19 protein-coding genes and 2 tRNA genes are annotated in these 18,904 nt (G+C 55.2%); 5 read left to right on the plus strand and 16 right to left on the minus strand.

Annotated features, from left to right (window positions below; translation table 11 throughout):
* Entirely contained in the window at window positions 1-753 is a 753-nt protein-coding gene (locus ACR0NN_RS13020; protein WP_170723953.1) for an ABC transporter ATP-binding protein, read from the plus strand.
* 300 nt (window positions 754-1,053) lie between these two features.
* Here ACR0NN_RS13020 and ACR0NN_RS13025 read toward each other — a convergent pair whose 3' ends face one another.
* From ACR0NN_RS13025 to ACR0NN_RS13050, 6 genes are read right to left on the minus strand one after another with little or no spacing between them, the layout of a single operon-like run.
* Complete coding sequence (locus ACR0NN_RS13025; RefSeq protein WP_170723954.1) at window positions 1,054-1,992, minus strand: HAD-IIA family hydrolase; 939 nt, start codon at window positions 1,990-1,992, stop codon at window positions 1,054-1,056.
* Window positions 1,956-2,771: a phosphonate ABC transporter, permease protein PhnE gene (phnE, locus tag ACR0NN_RS13030; protein WP_170686285.1), complete on the minus strand. Its 816-nt coding sequence runs from the start codon at window positions 2,769-2,771 to the stop codon at window positions 1,956-1,958. Before phnE (ACR0NN_RS13030) ends, ACR0NN_RS13025 begins: the two co-directional genes overlap by 37 nt.
* Window positions 2,771-3,586: a phosphonate ABC transporter, permease protein PhnE gene (gene phnE / locus ACR0NN_RS13035; protein WP_170723955.1), complete on the minus strand. Its 816-nt coding sequence runs from the start codon at window positions 3,584-3,586 to the stop codon at window positions 2,771-2,773. The genes phnE (ACR0NN_RS13030) and phnE (ACR0NN_RS13035) overlap by 1 nt, the downstream gene beginning before the upstream one ends.
* The gene (phnC, locus tag ACR0NN_RS13040; RefSeq protein WP_170723956.1) at window positions 3,583-4,377 is read right to left on the minus strand and encodes a phosphonate ABC transporter ATP-binding protein; all 795 of its coding nucleotides are present in this window, start codon (window positions 4,375-4,377) and stop codon (window positions 3,583-3,585) included. Before phnC ends, phnE (ACR0NN_RS13035) begins: the two co-directional genes overlap by 4 nt.
* A 58-nt stretch (window positions 4,378-4,435) precedes the next feature.
* Window positions 4,436-5,410: a phosphate/phosphite/phosphonate ABC transporter substrate-binding protein gene (gene phnD / locus ACR0NN_RS13045; protein WP_170686282.1), complete on the minus strand. Its 975-nt coding sequence runs from the start codon at window positions 5,408-5,410 to the stop codon at window positions 4,436-4,438.
* Between the two features lie 13 nt (window positions 5,411-5,423).
* Window positions 5,424-6,278: a DeoR/GlpR family DNA-binding transcription regulator gene (locus ACR0NN_RS13050; protein WP_170723957.1), complete on the minus strand. Its 855-nt coding sequence runs from the start codon at window positions 6,276-6,278 to the stop codon at window positions 5,424-5,426.
* A gap of 226 nt (window positions 6,279-6,504) precedes the next feature.
* Between ACR0NN_RS13050 and ACR0NN_RS13055 the strand changes: the two genes are divergently transcribed.
* Window positions 6,505-6,969: an NUDIX hydrolase gene (locus ACR0NN_RS13055; RefSeq protein WP_170723958.1), complete on the plus strand. Its 465-nt coding sequence runs from the start codon at window positions 6,505-6,507 to the stop codon at window positions 6,967-6,969.
* A gap of 183 nt (window positions 6,970-7,152) precedes the next feature.
* Here the strand turns inward: ACR0NN_RS13055 and ACR0NN_RS13060 are convergent.
* The 6 genes from ACR0NN_RS13060 to ACR0NN_RS13085 all read right to left on the minus strand — a co-directional run bounded on the left by ACR0NN_RS13060 (window position 7,153) and on the right by ACR0NN_RS13085 (window position 11,985).
* Window positions 7,153-7,227 (minus strand) — tRNA-Glu (locus ACR0NN_RS13060).
* Between the two features lie 21 nt (window positions 7,228-7,248).
* A tRNA-Glu gene (locus tag ACR0NN_RS13065) sits at window positions 7,249-7,323 on the minus strand.
* 109 nt (window positions 7,324-7,432) lie between these two features.
* Window positions 7,433-9,175: a single-stranded-DNA-specific exonuclease RecJ gene (gene recJ, locus ACR0NN_RS13070; protein WP_170723959.1), complete on the minus strand. Its 1,743-nt coding sequence runs from the start codon at window positions 9,173-9,175 to the stop codon at window positions 7,433-7,435.
* A 91-nt stretch (window positions 9,176-9,266) separates the two neighbouring features.
* Window positions 9,267-10,250 (minus strand): class II fructose-bisphosphatase, encoded by a 984-nt coding sequence (gene glpX / locus ACR0NN_RS13075; protein WP_170723960.1) that lies wholly within the window; start codon window positions 10,248-10,250, stop codon window positions 9,267-9,269.
* 71 nt (window positions 10,251-10,321) lie between these two features.
* The gene (locus tag ACR0NN_RS13080; protein WP_170723961.1) at window positions 10,322-11,608 is read right to left on the minus strand and encodes a homoserine dehydrogenase; all 1,287 of its coding nucleotides are present in this window, start codon (window positions 11,606-11,608) and stop codon (window positions 10,322-10,324) included.
* A 128-nt stretch (window positions 11,609-11,736) separates the two neighbouring features.
* Window positions 11,737-11,985 (minus strand): hypothetical protein, encoded by a 249-nt coding sequence (locus ACR0NN_RS13085; protein WP_170723962.1) that lies wholly within the window; start codon window positions 11,983-11,985, stop codon window positions 11,737-11,739.
* Window positions 11,986-12,085: 100 nt separating this feature from the next.
* On the opposite strand from ACR0NN_RS13085, the gene ACR0NN_RS13090 reads away from it, so the two are divergent.
* Entirely contained in the window at window positions 12,086-12,673 is a 588-nt protein-coding gene (locus ACR0NN_RS13090) for a TetR/AcrR family transcriptional regulator (RefSeq protein ID WP_170723963.1), read from the plus strand.
* A gap of 7 nt (window positions 12,674-12,680) precedes the next feature.
* Here the strand turns inward: ACR0NN_RS13090 and ACR0NN_RS13095 are convergent, their stop codons facing one another.
* Window positions 12,681-13,592, minus strand: coding sequence for a pirin family protein (locus ACR0NN_RS13095; protein WP_170723964.1), 912 nt, complete (start codon window positions 13,590-13,592; stop codon window positions 12,681-12,683).
* Window positions 13,593-13,751: 159 nt separating this feature from the next.
* Here ACR0NN_RS13095 and ACR0NN_RS13100 point away from each other — a divergent pair, with 159 nt between their 5' ends.
* The gene (locus tag ACR0NN_RS13100; protein WP_170723965.1) at window positions 13,752-14,222 is read left to right on the plus strand and encodes a hypothetical protein; all 471 of its coding nucleotides are present in this window, start codon (window positions 13,752-13,754) and stop codon (window positions 14,220-14,222) included.
* 11 nt (window positions 14,223-14,233) lie between these two features.
* Here ACR0NN_RS13100 and ACR0NN_RS13105 read toward each other — a convergent pair whose 3' ends face one another.
* The 3 genes from ACR0NN_RS13105 to ACR0NN_RS13115 are packed head-to-tail and all read right to left on the minus strand — an operon-like array spanning window position 14,234 to window position 17,106.
* Entirely contained in the window at window positions 14,234-14,875 is a 642-nt protein-coding gene (locus ACR0NN_RS13105) for a pilus assembly protein (RefSeq protein ID WP_170723966.1), read from the minus strand.
* A 3-nt stretch (window positions 14,876-14,878) separates the two neighbouring features.
* Window positions 14,879-15,409: a TadE/TadG family type IV pilus assembly protein gene (locus ACR0NN_RS13110; RefSeq protein ID WP_480684838.1), complete on the minus strand. Its 531-nt coding sequence runs from the start codon at window positions 15,407-15,409 to the stop codon at window positions 14,879-14,881.
* Window positions 15,409-17,106 (minus strand): TadE/TadG family type IV pilus assembly protein, encoded by a 1,698-nt coding sequence (locus tag ACR0NN_RS13115; protein WP_170723968.1) that lies wholly within the window; start codon window positions 17,104-17,106, stop codon window positions 15,409-15,411. The genes ACR0NN_RS13110 and ACR0NN_RS13115 overlap by 1 nt, the downstream gene beginning before the upstream one ends.
* 327 nt (window positions 17,107-17,433) lie before the next feature.
* Here ACR0NN_RS13115 and ACR0NN_RS13120 point away from each other — a divergent pair, with 327 nt between their 5' ends.
* Window positions 17,434-18,864 (plus strand): Glu/Leu/Phe/Val family dehydrogenase, encoded by a 1,431-nt coding sequence (locus ACR0NN_RS13120; protein WP_170723969.1) that lies wholly within the window; start codon window positions 17,434-17,436, stop codon window positions 18,862-18,864.
* The last annotated feature ends 40 nt before the right edge of the window (window positions 18,865-18,904 follow it).

An 18,904-nucleotide genomic window follows, 5' to 3' on the forward strand; every position in this document is an offset into this window, starting at 1 on the left:
ATGACCGCATTGGAGATCAACCACCTGAACGTATGGTTTGGTTACGCGCATGATCGCGTGGATGCGGTCATGGATGCTAGTCTTAGCGTTAAGCAGGGTGATAGTTTCGGATTGGTCGGCGAAAGCGGATCGGGAAAGTCGACCATATTGCGAGCCATAACCGGTCTGGCTTCGCAATGGTCGGGCACCATTCAAGTCGAAGGCGAGGCGCTTCCGGGGGCGAAGCGAGATCGAAGTTTCTTCAGAACCGTACAGATGGTTTTTCAGGATCCATACGCGTCGCTTCACCCACGTCACACAGTTGATCAGGTGCTAAGCGAAACACTGCATTTGCACGGGCTTGACCAGATCGACAAACGTGTAACCGGGCTGCTGAATGATGTTGGCCTTGGGCATCGGTTCAGGTTTCGTTACCCGCATCAGCTTTCGGGTGGTCAACGTCAGCGGGTCGCTATTGCACGAGCGCTTGCTGGCGAGCCGGACATATTGCTGCTGGATGAACCGACCTCAGCCCTGGATGTCAGCGTTCAGGCGGAGGTACTGAACTTGCTGACCGATCTGCGTGCGCAGAGGGGGTTAACCTATCTGATGGTCTCTCACGATTTACCTGTAATTGCGCATATGTGTGACCAACTGGCAGTCATGCGGAATGGCGAGATCGTCGAAGTGATGTCTTCTGATACTCTCCGCGCGGGCAATCCCAAACACGCGTATTCGCAAGAACTTCTCATGGCTTCAGTTGCTACTCAATAGCAGGCCATACAATGGTATGTGGTTCGCTCAGGCGCGCGCTTGATTTCAGCGATGCCGCTATTTTACTACTTCCCAATGGCTCTGAAGTCGCGATTCATCCGGTGGTTGAATTGATCCCCAAATCACCCGGCACGTCGCTATCGGCCCACCCAAGTTCCCACTTGGGTCTATTATTTAATTTGGGGAGTAACGAGCCGACGTCGACTTGCGATGAATTTGCTGACTGAACACTGGGGGGTTATCGGCGAGGTTCTGTGGCGATGCAGCTGCTTTAGTGATAACCTTTGAGCGTTCCAAAATTCATGGTCGATTTACCACAAAGTCCGGTACGATCTTTGCGCGTGCGATCGCCGCTTCGACGTCTTGATCTGCGAAGAAGCCATAGCCTGCAATCAGCGCAGATGCGATCCCAGCAGCCTGCGCGCCCAGGATGTCAGTGTGCAGGCTGTCGCCGACCATCAGAACTCGCGATTTGTCGACGCGACCAAGTCGTGCGAAAGCCAGGTCAAAGATGTTCCGGAATGGTTTCCCAAAGAACTGAGGAACAATTCCGGTTCGATCAGCAAGGCGATGGGCGAATAGCCCGGGTTCAGTCGAAAACCCGTGCTCACGAGGTGCAACAATGTCAGGATTTCCAACAAACACCGGTCGCGGGCGATTTTGCAGGGCGGCTTCCAGAAGGGCCTGACGCGGCCCGGTCCAGGTTGAAGAGCCAATCATCAAAAACCCATCTACGTTAGCGTAGGGCGCGGAATCCTCTTCTAGATAGGTTAGTTTCAAGTCTTCGAAATCGCGAAGACCTGCGCGGGGTGCGGCCATCAATCCCCAATGCATTTCAGGTTTACTATTCAGACCCGCCAAAAGCGTTGCGCGGCTTGTAATAACGTCTTCGGGCTCGAAATCGTAACCTAGCCACCTGTATTTCTCGACAAGCGCGCCATGCGACTTGCCCGCGGCGTTCGAGACAACGAGGACCCGCTTGCCCATGGCTCTCAAGGCCTTGATCCGATCAGCCGTGCCAGGGATTGCGGTTTCACCGATATTGAGAACACCAAAGGCATCTAGAAGGAAGACATCGAAGCCTTCAGCAATATCCTCAAGCGTTTCCGCAAAACGATAGGGTTGAGTGTCCGCGTCTGCGACCGGAAGCCGATGACGAACGGCCTCGTAAGCCTCGAATGCTTCTTGGGCCGAGAAGCCGGTCAAATGATTGCCCCTCGCACTTTGGCAGAAACCCATTCGCTGATCATGACAGCAATCAGAATGACGATCAGGATCAGGCTGACCTGCGGCCAGGCCAGAACGTTCAGCGAGGCTGATAGTTGCAGCCCGATGCCGCCTGCGCCCACAAGTCCCAGTACTGTGGACTCGCGAATGTTGATATCCCAGCGGAAGACCGCGATGCCCGCAAAGGCAGGCAAGATTTGTGGCACGATACCGTAGGCCATGACCTGCCAGCGTGATGCGCCCGTGGCGGTGATTGCTTCGACCTGGGTGTGATCGATTTCCTCGATGGCTTCATACAGAAGCTTGGCGCAAAATCCGATTGAACGGATCGCGATGGCAATGACGCCCGCGAACACTCCGGGGCCGATGATTGCAATCAAAAGAAGGGCCCAGATCAACGAGTTGATCGACCGGGTCGAGACGATAATCAACAAAGCGATCGGACGAACCAACAAAGCAGATGGTGTCGTATTGCGCGCCGCCAGAAAAGCAACCGGAACCGCAAGAATGAGTGCGATGATCGTCCCCAATGTGGCGATGTTTAGCGTATCCCAGATCGGGCGCCCTAGCTGGGTGATGTAATCCCATTTTGGCGGTGTTGCCCGGGTCCAGATATCGTTCGCTATTCTGGGCGCATCCCAGACAAAGAACCATGTGGTCGAGGCTGAAATGATTTGCCAGCAATAGACAAAGACGGCGACTCCTAAAAGCCAGCAGAACCAGCGCACCAGGCTTTGACCAGTCGTCCGTTTGCGCCAGATCGGAGCATTATCTGTTTCGATGACCGGCATTACTGAACCCTCGCGCGGATAATGCCCGAGAGGTATTCAAGCGCCATAACAACCCCGATGATCAGGATCAGAATGGCTGCTGCGGTATCGTACTCATAGCGGTCAAACGCCGTATTCAACGTTGCCCCAATGCCTCCGGCTCCAACAAGTCCAAGAATTGCACTTTCGCGAAAGTTGATGTCGATCCTGTACATCGACAGCCCGACCAGTCGGGGCATGACCTGCGGCTGCACACCATAGTTGATCCATTGCATCCAACGCGCGCCCGAGGCTTTGATCGCCTCGGCCTGCACTTTGTCCATGGCTTCGATGTCTTCCGCCAAAAGTTTGGAGAGGAAGCCGATGGTCGCAAAGGAGAGCGTCAAGAAACCAGCCAAGGGCCCAAAGCCGAAGATGGCCACCAATAGAATGGCGACGATAATCTCTTGCAAGGCACGGCTGATGGCGACGATGCCCCGGCAGATGACATACACGGGAAGCGGTGCAATGTTGCGTGCAGCCCCAAGACCGATAGGGATTGATATCAGAATGCCCACGACAGAGGCGGCGACCGTCATCACGATGCTTTCCAAAAGGCCGCTCCAGATATCGCTCCAGCGCGATGTGAAATCAGGGCTGGTGAAGGCAAGAACAAAGGCCCATCCACGGTCCAGCCCTTCATAGACCCGGCCCCAATCGACTGTGATTGTCATGAAAGCTGCGACCAAGTAGGCGACGAACCCAAAGATCAATGTCCCACGGAGCACTGGGTTCTTGACAAAGGCAGGTTTGCGCCAGCCTTTGCCCAGCAGGTCGTCAAGTTCGGGATGGCTCATTCTGCGGCCTCGATCTCTTCTTCTTCATCGACTTTTTCGATGGTCGCTTCCCAATCTTCTTCGCCGTAAATCTCGGTCAGCATGTCGGGTGTTAGGCCAGAGGGCAGGCCGTCAAATACGATCTCGCCAAAGCGCAGGCCAACGACACGTGGTACGAACATCTGCGCAAGCGCCACGTCATGAATGTTGATAATCGCGGCCAGTCCGCGTTCTTGGCAGAGCTCTGTGATCAACCGCATGATCTGACGGCTGGTCTTCGGGTCCAGCGAGGCGGTCGGCTCGTCCACCAACAAAAGCTTGGGATTCTGGATCAAGGCGCGGCAGATGCCGACGCGTTGACGCTGGCCACCTGAAAGCTCGTCCGCGCGTTTGTCGGCCATGTGCAACAGCCCGACGCGATCCAGCAGGCGGAATGCATCGTCCACATCGGATTGCGGATAGCGCCGCAGAAAGCTGCGCCAGAACCCGACATAGCCCAATCGCCCGGACAGCACGTTTTCCATAACCGTTAGGCGTTCGACCAGAGCGTATTCCTGAAAGATCATCCCCATTTCACGACGTGCTTTCCGCAGCGCACCCGAGCCGAGTTTGACCAAGTCCACATCGTCCAGAAGAACTTCGCCGCTGGTCGGTTCAACCAAACGATTGATACACCGTATCATAGTGGATTTGCCCGCGCCGGACGGGCCGATCAGCGCCAGAACCTGACCTTTGGGAACCTCAAGATCAATTGCCTTCAGGGCCTGGTCACCAGTTTTATAAGTTTTTGTAAGCTTTTGAAGCCGCAGCATTTACGCCCCCGGTTCGGGTGGTAACGGGCCCCGCAGGGCCCGTTGGATGTAGTATCGATTACTGGCAGGCGTAGGAAACGCCGTTGGCCGCGTCGATCTTGCGGATGACGTCCCAGAACTCCTGATAGGTCATCTCAAGGAACTGACCTTCATTCGATTTCGAGAACTCAGCCTCAAGCGTCGTTCCCTCCCAGTCGAAGCTGAAGAAGGCATTGCGGATTTTCTCCTGCAGTTCCGGCGTCAGGTTGTACACGGTTCCAAAGCCTGTCGTCGGGAAGGTCTGCGACTTGTAGATCGTGATGACGTCGTCTTCGTTGATCACATCGCGCGAGATCATCCGCGATTTGACCGAATTAGCGATCGAGGCAGCCAGATAGTCCTTATTGGCGACACCCAAGATCGAGTTGTCGTGTTTGCCCGAATAAACCGGCTCAAAATCGCGTTCGGGCAGCAGATCAAAGTCGCTTTTCAGGATCGCCGAGGGCGCTTTGAAGCCCGAGTTCGAAGTAGGGGAAGTAAAGGCCAATTGCTTGCCCTTGATATCCTCGACCTTTTCGATGCCTGAACCGGGATAGGTGATGATCTCCATCTCATACCCGAAATTGCCATCCTTTGAGGCCATGATCGTGAACGGCCGGAAACCGGCACAGTTTACGGCCAGCGGGTTGGAACCAGTATTGAAACCCGCGATGTGCAACCGCCCCGAACGCATGGCCTCGATCTGGGCTGCGTTGTTCTGAACCGGAAAAAAGACAACATCCTTGCCGGTTTCCGCCTTCAGGTGATCCAGGAAATCAGACCAGGCCGTCTTGTAAACGGCGGGGTCTTCAACTGGGGTATAAGCGAAGATCAACGTGTCAGGATCAATCTGTTCAGAAGGATCGGTGGGGATGTCCGCGATCAGATCGCCATCTGCATCACAAAACCGCTCATCCAGATCACCGCGCGGGCAATCCTGCGCCGATGCCGTACCAGAAAGCGACAATAGCGCGATGGCCGAAGCCCCGATTAGTAGTTTGATATCCAAATTCATTTCTTCCTCCCAGTCATGCGTGGCTAACCTGTCCACGGTTTGTAATTCTTTGTAAGGATTGCTTGGCGACGTCGATCTTCACTCCAGCACTACTGATCGCACGCAATAGGTCGCCTGTTGGTTCGGTATCTGTCAAAATCGAATCCAACCCATCAAGCGCGCTGATTTGGTTAAGTCCTTTGCGGCCGAATTTCTCGGACCCGATCACAAGATGCCGTGTTGTGGCGCGCCCCAGCATCATTCGTTTGACGGCGGCAAATCCGCGTACAGTTTCTGATGGGCCTTCTTCCGAAATACCCGACGCACCGATCACGCACCGATCGACGCTGTATCGTGCCAGGAAATCCAATGTTTCCGTGCCGATCGTGGCAGACTCTGCCGCCATATATTCGCCTGGACACAGTATGACTTCGACCGGCGCGTGGCCCAAGGTCATGGCCACCGGTATCGAGTTTGTAATTACCGTACAATGGGTGCCACGATAGGCGAGCATACGCGCCATCTCAATCGTGGTAGACCCGGAATCGATCATCAAGGTTTCGCCTTCCTGAATCAGGTCGGCGGCGCATTTTCCAATCTTTTCACGCTCTTCAAGGCGCGAATGCGTGCGTTCGTTCAAACTTGGGTAACGTCCCTGTATTGGAGCCGAAGCTCCACCATGGGCCCTGGAAATCAGGCCATCATCCGACAGCGCATCAAAGTCCCTGCGCACCGTTTCAGCCGAAACATTGAAGCGCTGCGCCAGTTCGCTGATCCGGACATGCGGACGAAGCTTCAGCTCTAACAATATCTCGCGGCGACGGTCGGATTTCTTAATTCGACTCTGCCCGCTGTTGGAATTCTCACCGCGCGTATTTGTTTTGGACATGTGGCAACCCGACTCGGCTTTCGCTCAGCTTTGTGGGGTTTCGGGCGTTTTGCAACAAAATCTGTTGCAAAGGTCACGATTCATTGTGAGACTTTAGGTGACATGTTCAATTTCGAGGTGCAGAATTCAATGTGTGCCAACGTTATCGCAAAGCCAGACAAATGAACCGGTGTGATCCGGGCATCGCTTTGACCGTTCGCACAGGTTTGGTGCGTTGGGGACGTGCATGAGTAAAGTCGCGTTCACAGATCAAATTGGCGCGCTTCCGATACGTTGGGACAAGTCAAACAAGCTGCGAGTTCTGATGGTTACCTCACGTGATCGTGGCCGCTGGGTGATACCCAAAGGTTGGATGATGGATGGAAAAAAGCCGTGGCATGCGGCCGAAATCGAAGCACTGGAAGAGGCCGGCGCAGTCGGTTTCATTTCCCATAATCCGATCGGACGTTTTCACTATGACAAGCGGTATGAAGGAAAGAACAGCGTTCCATGCCGCGTGACGTTGTACCCGCTGATTGTAGAAAAGCTCAAGCGGCATTGGAAAGAACGCGACGAGCGCAAGCGCCACTGGTTCTCACCTGCCAAGGCCGCGAAGCTTGTCGAAGAGAAAGAACTGGCGCGTTTGCTAAAGGGCTTGTCAGAAGATCAAAAGACCGTGGCTGCCATTAGAAAGCTGCGAAAGGCTGCATGAGGAAGTGATTTTTGAACCTGAAAATTTCCATAGCGCAACGAGCCTAGAACGTCCCATAACCGTGGATTTTCAACATTCTAGTAATGCCACGAAACTTGCCAATTAAATACAGAACACAGGATCGGCGCGCTGAGTAATCCCGAATGGGCAGTTGCCCCGTGACGATTTGGCTTTCATAAGAAATGGTAGCCCGTAGGGGAATCGAACCCCTCTTTCCAGGTTGAAAACCTGGCGTCCTAACCGATAGACGAACGGGCCAACTAGACCAGACAAGCAAAATGGTAGCCCGTAGGGGAATCGAACCCCTCTTTCCAGGTTGAAAACCTGGCGTCCTAACCGATAGACGAACGGGCCACGCTGGCTTGTGGAGGGCCTTTTACGGTTTACCTTTCCCCCCCGCAAGCCGAAAAACGCAAGCTTGCGAAACTTTTTTGACCGTATTCGGGGCGGTTTGAAACAGGTGTCAGACCGCTTCTGCCGCGTCTTCCAATCTGAGTTGTACGCTTTGCCGTCCGCCCCAGGAATTGACCTCAAGCCGACCTGCGAAATGAAACCGCGCGCCGCCGTGATTGGACAGCCGGTCGCCAAGTGGCCCATCAAAGGCCCCAAAGGCGATGGCGTCCAGACCGCTGGACATGCCATCCGACAGCGACAGCTTCAAATGTGTCTCGCCCACGCGTTTGGCAAAGCGTACCTGCAGATCGGGCAAAGCATAGCGCGGGGCAGGGGCCGCAGCGCCGAAAGGGCCTGCCTTTTCAATCTGTTCAATCAGATCGACCGTCGCGGCGCCCGGCATCAGTGCCCCGTCCAGCTTTAGGTCAGCGGGCCCGCTCTGCCCTGCGCCCTGTTTGGCCAACATCTCTGAAAGGCGCGCCATTGCGGGTTCCAACTGATCGCGCGTCACTGTCAGACCGGCTGCCATCTTATGGCCGCCGCCTTTGATCAGCAGCCCTTCGGACGCAAGGCGCTGGATCGACGCGCCCAGATCGACGCCCGCGACAGACCGGCCCGAGCCTTTGCCTTCGTTCCTATCGAATCCGATCACGATAGCGGGGCGGTTTGCGGTCTCTTTCAACCGCGATGCGACGATGCCGACAACGCCGGGGTGCCAGCCTTCACCGGCGGCCCAGACCAGCGGCGCGTCCAACCCTCGTTCTTCGGCCTGCGCGAACGCCGCCGCACGCACAGCATTCTCAATCTCACGCCGTTCAGAGTTCAGGGCATCCAGCCGTTCGGACAAGGCCTGCGCTTCGGTGACCGAGTCCGTGCTCAGCAACCGAGCACCCAAATCGGCCTGACCGATGCGCCCACCCGCATTCACGCGCGGGCCCAGCAGAAACCCGAGATGATAGCTATTGGGCGCTGTATCCATACGCGCCACGTCCGACAACGCGACCAACCCTGGCCGTTGCCTCTGAGCCATCACCTTCAGCCCTTGCCGCACCAAGGCCCGGTTGGCTTCAATTAGCGGCGCAACATCGGCCACCGTGGCCAGCGCCACCAGATCCAACATCGCCATCAGGTCGGGCCCTTTGGCACCAGCCTCGCGCAATTGGCGACCCGCCTCAATCAGCATCAGAAACACCACAGCAGCAGCGCAGAAATAGCCCAGATCGCCGCTTTCATCCTGTCGGTTCGGGTTCACCACGGCGACACAATCGGGCAGGGTCTCTCCGCCCAAATGGTGGTCAAGCACGATGACATCCGCACCCTTTGCAGCCGCGATTGGCTCGTGGCTAAGGGTCCCGCAATCCACGCAGATAATCAGGTCATGGCTGGCAGCCAACTCCTGCATGGCGGGCACATTCGGCCCATAGCCCTCATCGATCCGGTCGGGCACATAGAGCGTCGCAGTAAGCCCCATTTGGCGCAACCACACCAGCAACAGCGCCGCCGAGCTGCCTCCATCGACGTCGTAGTCGGCAAATATCGCGATCTTTTGGCGGTTGCGGACAGCTTCCAAAAACCGGGTCGCCGCCACCTCCATATCCTTCATTGAGCGTGGGTCGGGCAGCAGTTCTTTGAGCTTGGGCTCAAGAAATCCTGAGGCCTCCATCACCGGTACACCGCGCCGTGCCAGAACCTGACACAGCGCCCGTGGCAGATCGGTCTGCTGCGCCATCATCTCGGCCGACCGCTCGACCTCGATACCCGGTCCAACCCAACGTCGACCAGTCAATGACTGCTCTACTCCCAGAAACGCCACATCTCACCTCATGTACCAAGGCCGGACCCCTTCGGACCCGGCCTCTTCATCTTTTCACAAATACTCTCGCCGAAGGCAGCGGCGCAAGCCGCTATGTGTCCGTATGCGACCACATCGGTGTGCGATAGGACATGCGACGGACCGAGCCGGTTTTCGAACGCATTAGCAGCGTTGTTGTTTCAACCCAGCCCGGTTCCCGCTTGATGCGCGGCAGCAAAGAGCCGCCAGTCACACCAGTGGCGGCAAAGATAACATCAGCCGTCACCATCTCATCACGGGCATAGACCCGGTCCAGATCAGTGATGCCCGCTTTGGCGGCGCGGCCTCGTTCGTCATCGTTGCGGAACAGCAGGCGGCCAAAGATCTGACCACCCATGCATTTCAGTGCCGCAGCGGCCAGAACACCTTCGGGCGCGCCACCTTGGCCCATATACATATCGATGCCGGTCACTTCGCTTTCGGCGCAATGCATGACGCCAGCGACGTCACCATCTGTGATCAGTCGGATCGAGGCGCCAGTGTCGCGGACCTCGGCGATTATTGCTTCGTGGCGCGGGCGCTCCAGAATACAGACAGTGATATCGGCAGGCTCACACCCTTTTGCTTTGGCCAAGGCCTCAACGCGCTCGCGCGGGCTCATGTCCAAGCTCACGACACCTTCGGGGTAGCCAGGCCCTACGGCCAGCTTGTCCATATAGACGTCCGGGGCGTGCAGCATCGAACCGCGCGGCCCCATGGCGATCACGGTCAAGGCGTTGGGCATGTCCTTGGCGGTCAAGGTGGTGCCCTCAAGCGGGTCTAGCGCGATATCCACGCCCGGGCCATTGCCGGTGCCAACCTCTTCGCCGATATACAACATCGGCGCCTCATCGCGCTCGCCTTCACCGATCACGACAACGCCTTCGATATCCAGCAGGTTCAACTGCTCGCGCATGGCGTTCACAGCAGCCTGATCAGCGGCTTTTTCGTCTCCGCGACCAACCAGCGAGGCAGAGGCCAGAGCGGCCTGTTCCGCCACCCTTGCCAACCCCAGAGAGAGCAGGCGGTCGTTGAAATCGATCTTGGCAGCGTTCATCTTCGAAAATCCTTTGGACAGCTAAGGCGTTATAATCGGCATAGCCTGCGTTCGGTGCAGGCCGCAAGGGGTCAGACCTGTTCGATGCGCAATGCGACGGGCTCTCCGGCCACAACATCGGTGGCGCGCAGGCCGTCCAGGGCATGGTCCAGCGTGGTCCGAGTGGTTTTGTGGGTCACGATCAATACAGGCGCCGTGCTCTCTGTATGTCCGTATTGGCGCATCCGATCGATGGACACTCCGGCGTCGCCCAGAATGGCCGCCACTTTGGCCAGCGCGCCGGGCTTGTCCAGTAAGCCGAGCCGCAGATAGTAGGGTGCAGGCAGCCCGGTTACGGCAGGTGCTGCCTCCTGCAGAGATGTGGCGGGGCGGCCAAAAGTCGGTATCTGCAGACCGCGCGCAAGATCGCAAACATCACCCATTACGGCGCTCGCGGTCGGACCTTCGCCCGCGCCCGGACCACGCAGCACAATCTGTTCAACCGCGTCGCCATCCAGCACAACCATATTGGTGCCGCCTTCCAACTGACCCAGCGGCGAGTCGCTGGGTACCAGACAGGGCTGCATCCGCTGTTCCAGACCCCGCGGGGTGCGTTGTGCAACGCCCAGCAATTTGATGCGATATCCCATGTCATGAGCCTGATGAATGTCATCTAGGCTGATCTGTTGAATGCCTTCAATCTCGATACCACCAAAGTTGGGCTTGGTGCCGAAGGCAATCGAAGACAGCAGCGCCAGTTTATGCGCCGCGTCGATGCCTCCGACGTCCAGATTGGGATCAGCCTCGAGATAACCAAGCTGTGCGCATTCCTCGAACAGAGCGTTATAGCCCAATTCTTGCGATTGCATCCGGGTCAGAATGTAGTTGCAGGTCCCGTTCATCACGCCCATGACGCGTGTGATTTCATTACCTGCCAACCCTTCGGTCAAAGATTTGATAACCGGGATGCCACCGGCGACAGCAGCCTCGAACCGAATGACGCGACCCGCGGCTTCCGCCTTTTCTGCCAGTTCCTGACCATGGATTGCCAGCAGCGCCTTGTTGGCTGTGACAACATCCTTGCCGCTTGCCAAAGCGGCTTCTACAGAAGCTTTCGCTGGTCCGTTTTCACCGCCCATCAGCTCAACGAACACATCCACGTCATCGCGTTTGGCCAGAGAAACGGGATCGATCTCCCACGCGTAATCAGACAGGTTCACGCCGCGATCCTTGTTCGCATCACGGGCCGAGACAGCAGTGATTTCAATCGGCCGTCCGGTGCGTGCTTGCAGAAGATCCGCGTGACGGCGTACGATTTTGACCACGCCCACGCCTACGGTTCCCAATCCGGCAATTCCCAGCCTCAGCGCCTGTGTCATTCCCTTGGGTCCTTTCTGCTCGAAATACCGCCCGCGATGGCGAAACGTCCTTTGCGGGCTGCCTTAGCGGGTTCAGGGCAGGGGTGCAATCCGTCTAAGCTGTCTGAGGGAATGGCGTGATCGAATTCTTATTCAATCTCGGCATTTTGCAGCGCTTCTGCCTTTTTCGCCAACGCTTCGCTGCGTGTGGTCAGATCTTCCTCAACCTCTTCGGCTTCGCTGATCGGGTCTGCGGGGGCACCAAGTGCCGGATCCAGTGCGATGAGTTTGGGATAGGGCGCTTTGCGCAGGGCGGCGGTCTCGCTGCCTTCCAACTCAGGGATATTCGCGCAACCTGCTGCAGCAAGCATAAGGAATATCGGTGGCAATCGCTTCATCGCTGACCTTTGATTTCGAGTGTTTCCCACGTGATGCACGTTTTGCTGGATTGGTTCAAGCGGGGTTCTATCTGAACGGTCGTTCAGATAGAGTGGCGATATGGCGCGTACACAAGGTTCTCATTCCGACATCACCGGCCCTCGCATTCGCGAAGCGGCACTCAGGCTATTTGCCCGTCACGGCTATGCCGCCGTGTCGATGCGGCAGATTGCGGGCGAGGTGGGCGTTCAGGCAGGGGCGCTCTATAATTACACACCAGACAAGCAAAGCCTGCTGTTCCGCCTGATGCGTGAGCATATGCAAGATCTGATGGCGGCCTACGACGACCTTGACCGGTTTGACGACCCGCAAGATGCCTTGCGCCAATTTGTTGGGTTTCACATTCGCTTTCACCTACAGCGCCCAGATGAGGTGTTCATCGCCTATATGGAACTGCGCAACTTGAACCCCGAAAACTTTACCGAAATCGAGGCCCTGCGCCGTCGCTATGAAGATTCGCTTGAGCGTATTCTGTGCGAAGGTCAGCGATCCGGCCAGTTCTCGGTGACCGATACCAAGATCGCCACCCTTGCGGTGATTGCCATGCTCAACGGCGTGATCACCTGGTATCGCAGTGGCGGGCGCTTGTCGCTTGACGAGGTTGAACAAGTTTATTGGGACATGGTGCGCAAGGCGGTTACCGCCTGACCGGCCCTTAGTGGGCCGGACGGATAAAGGTTCCATTTCGCAACTCGCGAAAAGCCTGTTGCAATTCTTCTTGCGTGTTCATGACGATTGGGCCGTGCCACGCGACTGGTTCGTCAATCGGAGCGCCTGATATCAAAAGAAATCGCACACCTTCTGGCCCGGCCTGAACGGTGATTTCATCCCCCGTTCCGAACCGAACCAGCGTCCTGTCACCCGACATGTCGCGGATGTTGACCTCTTGCCCGGCAACTTCTTTTTCCAGAAGAACACCGGTTGGTTTGGACGCATCCGCAAATGCAGCGTTGCCTTCGAAGATATAAGCGAAGGCCCGGCGATACGTATCGATACGAAAAGTCTTTTTCACGCCAGCCGGTATACTGATATCCAGATATTGAGGATCCGCCGCAATCCCATCGACCGGGCCGGTTCGCCCCCAGAAGGACCCAACGATCACGCGCACCTTGGTGCCGTCATCATCAATAATCTCTGGAATATCGGTGCTTTGAACATCCTGATAACGCGGGGATGTCATCTTCTGATCCGACGGCAAATTGCCCCACAGCTGAAACCCGTGCATCTGACCACTTGCAGCACCTTTGGGCATTTCCTGATGCAAGATACCCGACCCGGCTGTCATCCACTGAACGTCGCCAGCCCCCAGCGTGCCACTGTTTCCCAACGAGTCGCTGTGATCAACCGAACCGGACAAGACATAGGTGATCGTCTCGATGCCCCGATGCGGATGCCATGGAAAACCAGCTATATAGTCCTGAGGATTGTCATTTCGGAAATCATCAAACAGCAGGAACGGGTCCAGCTCCGATGGGTCCTGAAACCCGAAGGCCCGATGCAGCTTGACGCCGGCACCTTCGATCGTGGGAACCGCTTTGCGGAATTCCAGAGTTGGTCTGAGTGACATTGCAGCCTCCTGATCCTTTGACCGCAAAATATGCTGTGGGCTGAAGCAATCAATTTGCGCAGGAACACCGATGCTGTGCAAAGATGCTCAGACGGGTGACGCGGCCCTGTCCTTTGCGTATCAAAGCGGCTAGAGCAGGCATGCAATCAGGAGAATGACATGCAAGAAGAAGTGCTGGCCACGGTCGCGGCCTCAGCGGCACGACGCTGGACCGGGGTAGGGATGCTGGCCACTGTCGGAACGCTGGTGATTTACGTGGCTCTTGCATCACCACCTCAGTTCGGCTGGCAAGTATTCTTGTTTGTCATCGGAGCTGCCGCATTCTGGCTTGCACATCGCATGTGGTACGCAACCCAAGACAGGATTGAACTCACCCCATCCCAGTTGCGAACGGGCTCGGGGCAAGTGATCTGCAATGTCGAGGATGTGGAAGCCGTCGATCGCGGCGTGTTCGCCTTTAAGCCTTCAAACGGATTTTTGCTGAAAACGCAGGCACCGAGTTCAAATCGCTGGGCACCAGGGCTGTGGTGGCGCGTGGGCCGCAGGGTTGGCATCGGCGGAATGACGGCCGCCGCCGAGACCAAGTTCATGTCAGAAATGCTATCAGCGATGTTGGCTGAGAGGGTCTAGTACAACCCCACTCAGGTGCCGGTCGCTTCTTCGGCGTCATCAAGGTCATTACCGACATCTTCCTGATCAATAATCAGGGTTTTGAACACTGCCGCTATTTCATTTGTGAAACGCGGGCGCGTAAAGACGAAATTTTCGAATGAAATATCTTTGGAAAGGTTTGCGTTCAAAAGATTTACGCTGAAAACCGGATCATATTTGTTCGATGTTTCAACAAGGATCAATGTGTCACGATGCGGCATCGGCGGTAGCGCATCGCGCAACTGCCCGACATTGTCGTCAGTCCATATCCAACTATAGCCACGGGCAGTCGACCACTGAACATAGTGGCGTTTGTCGTCCCCGTCATAAACCAGAAGGGAAACGCGCATCGACAATCGCGATTCATTGTTGATCATTCGTTGCATCAACAAATAGAGCGAAGTGATATACGTATCATTTATGGTCTCGGTCTCGCGTGAGATGAGGTCTCCGATCGTGTACGAGGCTTTCGCATTTAAGGCACTTTGACGAAAACCATCAAACCAGACGAAGGTTGCAGTCGCAGTCCAAAGCAGTAGTGGAAAAACAAGAACGGCTTCAACAGTCAATGACCCGGATTCACTGCGCTTGAACAATCTGAAATTTCTTAGGAGTTTTCTTACTTGTTTCATGGGTTAAGTCGGCTCCTGAACGAAGGCCGTAGTGGCCGTCAAAGAATATTGGCCAGTATCGTCAACGATCACTTTACCAAGCTTCGAGGTTGGAAAGATCGGAGTGATCCGGGCACAAGCACGCAGGATCATCAATTCATTCGACCGGCCATTGACGAAGTTTCTGACGGGTTTGACTTCTTCAGAGTTGTCCGTGCAGTCTGGTACCTCATCCAGTTTTATGCCATCAAACGCACTTTGCTGGATCATCTCAAGACGCATGTTTTTAGAGCAGTTATTAATGAATTTAGCGCGTTCACAGATGGAATCTTTAATGTCATCATGCTGCTGGTCAGTGCCTGTTCCAAGACGAATGTCTCTAACGGTCAAGTCGACTGCTCTTTCAAGCATGGATTGCTGCATCGTTACCAGGGCTAGCTCTGCTGCTGACAGGATGAAGAACATTATGGCGGGGAATATTAGCGCAAACTCAATGGTCGCATTCCCATCTTCTGATCGGCAAAAACGCCGTGTGAAAGAAGCGAGCTTAACCATCATTGTGTCAATCTAAGCTTGCGGATTGAAGAGGCGATCGACGCAAATGCGTCTTCGAGATCCAATCCTTTTACGTTGTAGACGTGGCTCTTCGAGCTCGCACAATCCTCTAGCAGGCGATATCCGCTTCGGGGAGCTTCGAAGGCAATACCGTAAACGACGATTCCTTTGTCTTTAGCCGCGCCGCAAACGTGTTTCGTGCGCTGATTTTTGGCGGACGTTTCCACCTTCGAGAATGCTTTACTGTACCATTCGGCCCATGCACTGGATTGCCAGTAGTAGTTGTACTGTGCATTCCAGGCCAACGAAACGCGATTGAACAGTTCCGGGTAAGTCAGGCGCACAGCTTCACCGGGCTCGTTGTTATCAGCGTTCTCAGGGTCAGGTGTGCCATAGGGATGATCTGCCCATTGATCACGCTGGGGCCAAAAGAAATTCGGCTTCCCTTGTGAGTGATAAACTGAGTAGTCGCCATGAGCAGTCTTAGTGGAACCGTAAGAATAGGGGCGCCAGTTGGTGGTGTTACCAGAATCCGGGTTGTACCAAACATCTGAGTAGCCTTGGCGAAGTGAAGGGTTCAGCATGTACTGATTGGTGTTTTTGCCGTCAGTCATGACGATAACGATCTTCAGTACGTCAGAGTCATAGTTGGTCGGACGTTGGCTGAAATTCGCTGGAACAATCTTATTAGACGAAAACTCCGGATCTGGATCTGTTTGCTGAGCCAGCAGCCCCACAACATCACGCATACTGGGATCTAACAGCGCAACGCCCCATTTCATGCCGATATCGATTGAAGTGTTGCCGTTGGGTGTCAACTGGCTGATATGCTTCAGTAATTTTGCACGATTGTTGGTGACGGCGGTGATCGCACTTCCTGCGCGCACCGGACAAACCGGGATGCTAATACCGTTCTCAGAGTACGTGAACGGATCAAAATGCGCCGTACGTTCCAGAGTGTCAGCACGATGCAAATCTGCGTCGCTATACTGTTCCGGAATAAAGTTAACACAGTGAGAATAGCTGTGTTCCTGAGTCACATTTGTGAATTTGTCCAACAGGTCTTTGCCTGCATTTACCTGAGTCGCGTAAGGGATAATCGAGATCGAAATCTCGCTTTCACCCGGCTTGTTCAGCATCAGGTTCACAAAATCGGTCGCTGCATCTCTCAGGACCGCGATCTTCGAATACGACGGGTCAGCAGAGCGTTCGCTCATCGATCCGGATATGTCCAGAACAAGAGAAATCTCTACGGCACCGATCGATTCTTCCGCAACGCTTGCTGCTGGCGCAGTCAACGTGTCGTAACCCGTTAGGCGCATAAAATTGGTGCTGACCACTGTTTCTGCAGTCGCAGAGACTGTGCGCGTGCCAAAATTGTCTACAACCTTGACGGATTTTAGTTTGTCGCCAAGGCCCGCTTTTTCGAGATAGGCTTCGACAACAGCTTTCGGCGGCTCGGTCTGGTCAAGGTCAGCGGCCGCCAGAACAGCGCGATCAAGCGTTGACTGCAGCGTTGCGCGATCACGCTCATAGTTCATCAAATCGACGCCTATCCCAGTCGCGGCAAGTACCGCTATAAAGACGATCAAGACGAAAACTGTAAACGAGCCTTCCTCATTTTTGGCGAATTGCCGGATGGCTGTAAATTTGTTCACTGGCTTGGCAGAGCCATTTTCTATTAGATTTTTTTTCATATCTGAGTGACTCCACTGAGCAGGCCGAAAGCCCCCAAGGAAAAATTTACTGTACTAAACTAGTTTTCAAACATGGCGGGAATTGGGCGAAATATGCTTGCTTTTGGCCAGTTTGCGGACTTTTCGTAGATAATTTGGCGACTAGGCGCGTCTCTGTCTTTGGCTTGTGGACAATCGCGTGGCAATCGTTAACGACCGACTCACTTGTTTATCGTTGGCGTGAAGTTCTCAAACTGATCAAAATACGTGCAGTTACTGATTGCGGTATTACACAAGCAGTGCGACAAAAAGTCATGACGTATCCCGTCTAACGGCACGGAGGATTTTATGACCGGCATTAAAGAACCCAGCTTTCGTGAAAGTGTTGATCTCATGTTCAACAGAGCGGCGTCTCTGATGGACTTGCCGCCCGGGCTTGAGGAAAAGATACGGGTTTGTAATGCAACCTACACCGTTCGGTTCGGGGTACGCTTGAGGGGAGATATCCACACCTTCACGGGATATCGTTCGGTTCACTCAGAACATATGGAGCCCGTAAAGGGCGGCATTCGATATGCCTTGGCAGTGAACCAGGATGAGGTCGAAGCCCTCGCTGCTCTGATGACCTACAAGTGTGCATTGGTCGAAGCGCCCTTCGGTGGCTCGAAAGGGGGGCTCTGCATTGATCCCCGCCAATATGAAGAGCATGAGATGGAGCAGATCACCCGGCGTTTTGCCTATGAGTTGGCCAAACGTGATCTGATCAACCCGTCTCAGAACGTCCCAGCGCCCGATATGGGGACAGGCGAGCGTGAAATGGCGTGGATGGCTGACCAATATGCGCGGATGAATACGACCGACATCAACGCGCGCGCCTGTGTGACCGGTAAACCTTTGAATGCCGGCGGTATCGCGGGCAGGGTCGAAGCAACCGGGCGGGGCATCCAGTATGCATTGCGCGAATTCTTCCGAAACCCGGAAGACATTGCCAAGGCAGGCATGTCAGGTACGCTGGACGGCAAGCGCGTTATTGTGCAGGGGCTTGGCAACGTGGGCTATCACGCCGCCAAATTCCTGAGCGAAGAAGACGGTTCTCGTGTCATTGGGATCATCGAGTGGGATGGTGCGCTGTACAATCCCGACGGCATTGACGTCGAAGCCGTGCGGCAATGGATCGTTAAGCATGGCGGGGTCAAAGACTATCCCGATGCGACGCATTCGGCTGAAGGTGGCGCAGTGCTTGAAGAAGAATGTGACATCCTGATCCCTGCCGCATTGGAAGGCGTGATCAATCTGTCGAATGCCGAACGGATCAAGGCGCCGCTGATTATCGAGGCCGCGAACGGCCCGGTGACTGCTGGTGCGGATGAGGTTTTGCGCAAAAAAGGTACCGTCATCATTCCGGACATGTATGCCAATGCGGGCGGTGTGACGGTTTCGTATTTTGAGTGGGTCAAGAACCTGAGCCACATTCGTTTTGGCCGGATGCAGCGCCGCCAGGAAGAGGCGCGGCACGAGTTGATCGTCAGCGAACTGGAGCGGTTGGATCGATATCTAGGGGACGCTTGGACGATGTCACCCGACTTCAAAACCAAATATCTGAAGGGCGCGGGTGAGTTGGAGCTGGTACGTTCGGGTCTCGATGACACGATGCGCATTGCTTATCAGGCCATGAGTGAAGTCTGGCATAATCGTGCTGACGTCGATGACCTGAGGACAGCGGCCTATATCGTTGCCATCGACCGCGTTTCCAAAAGCTATCGCGCCAAAGGGCTTTAAGCCCCCTACAAACCAATTACAAAGATGCGACCGGCCTTTG

This window comes from Ruegeria sp. BA2 (assembly GCF_056539605.1).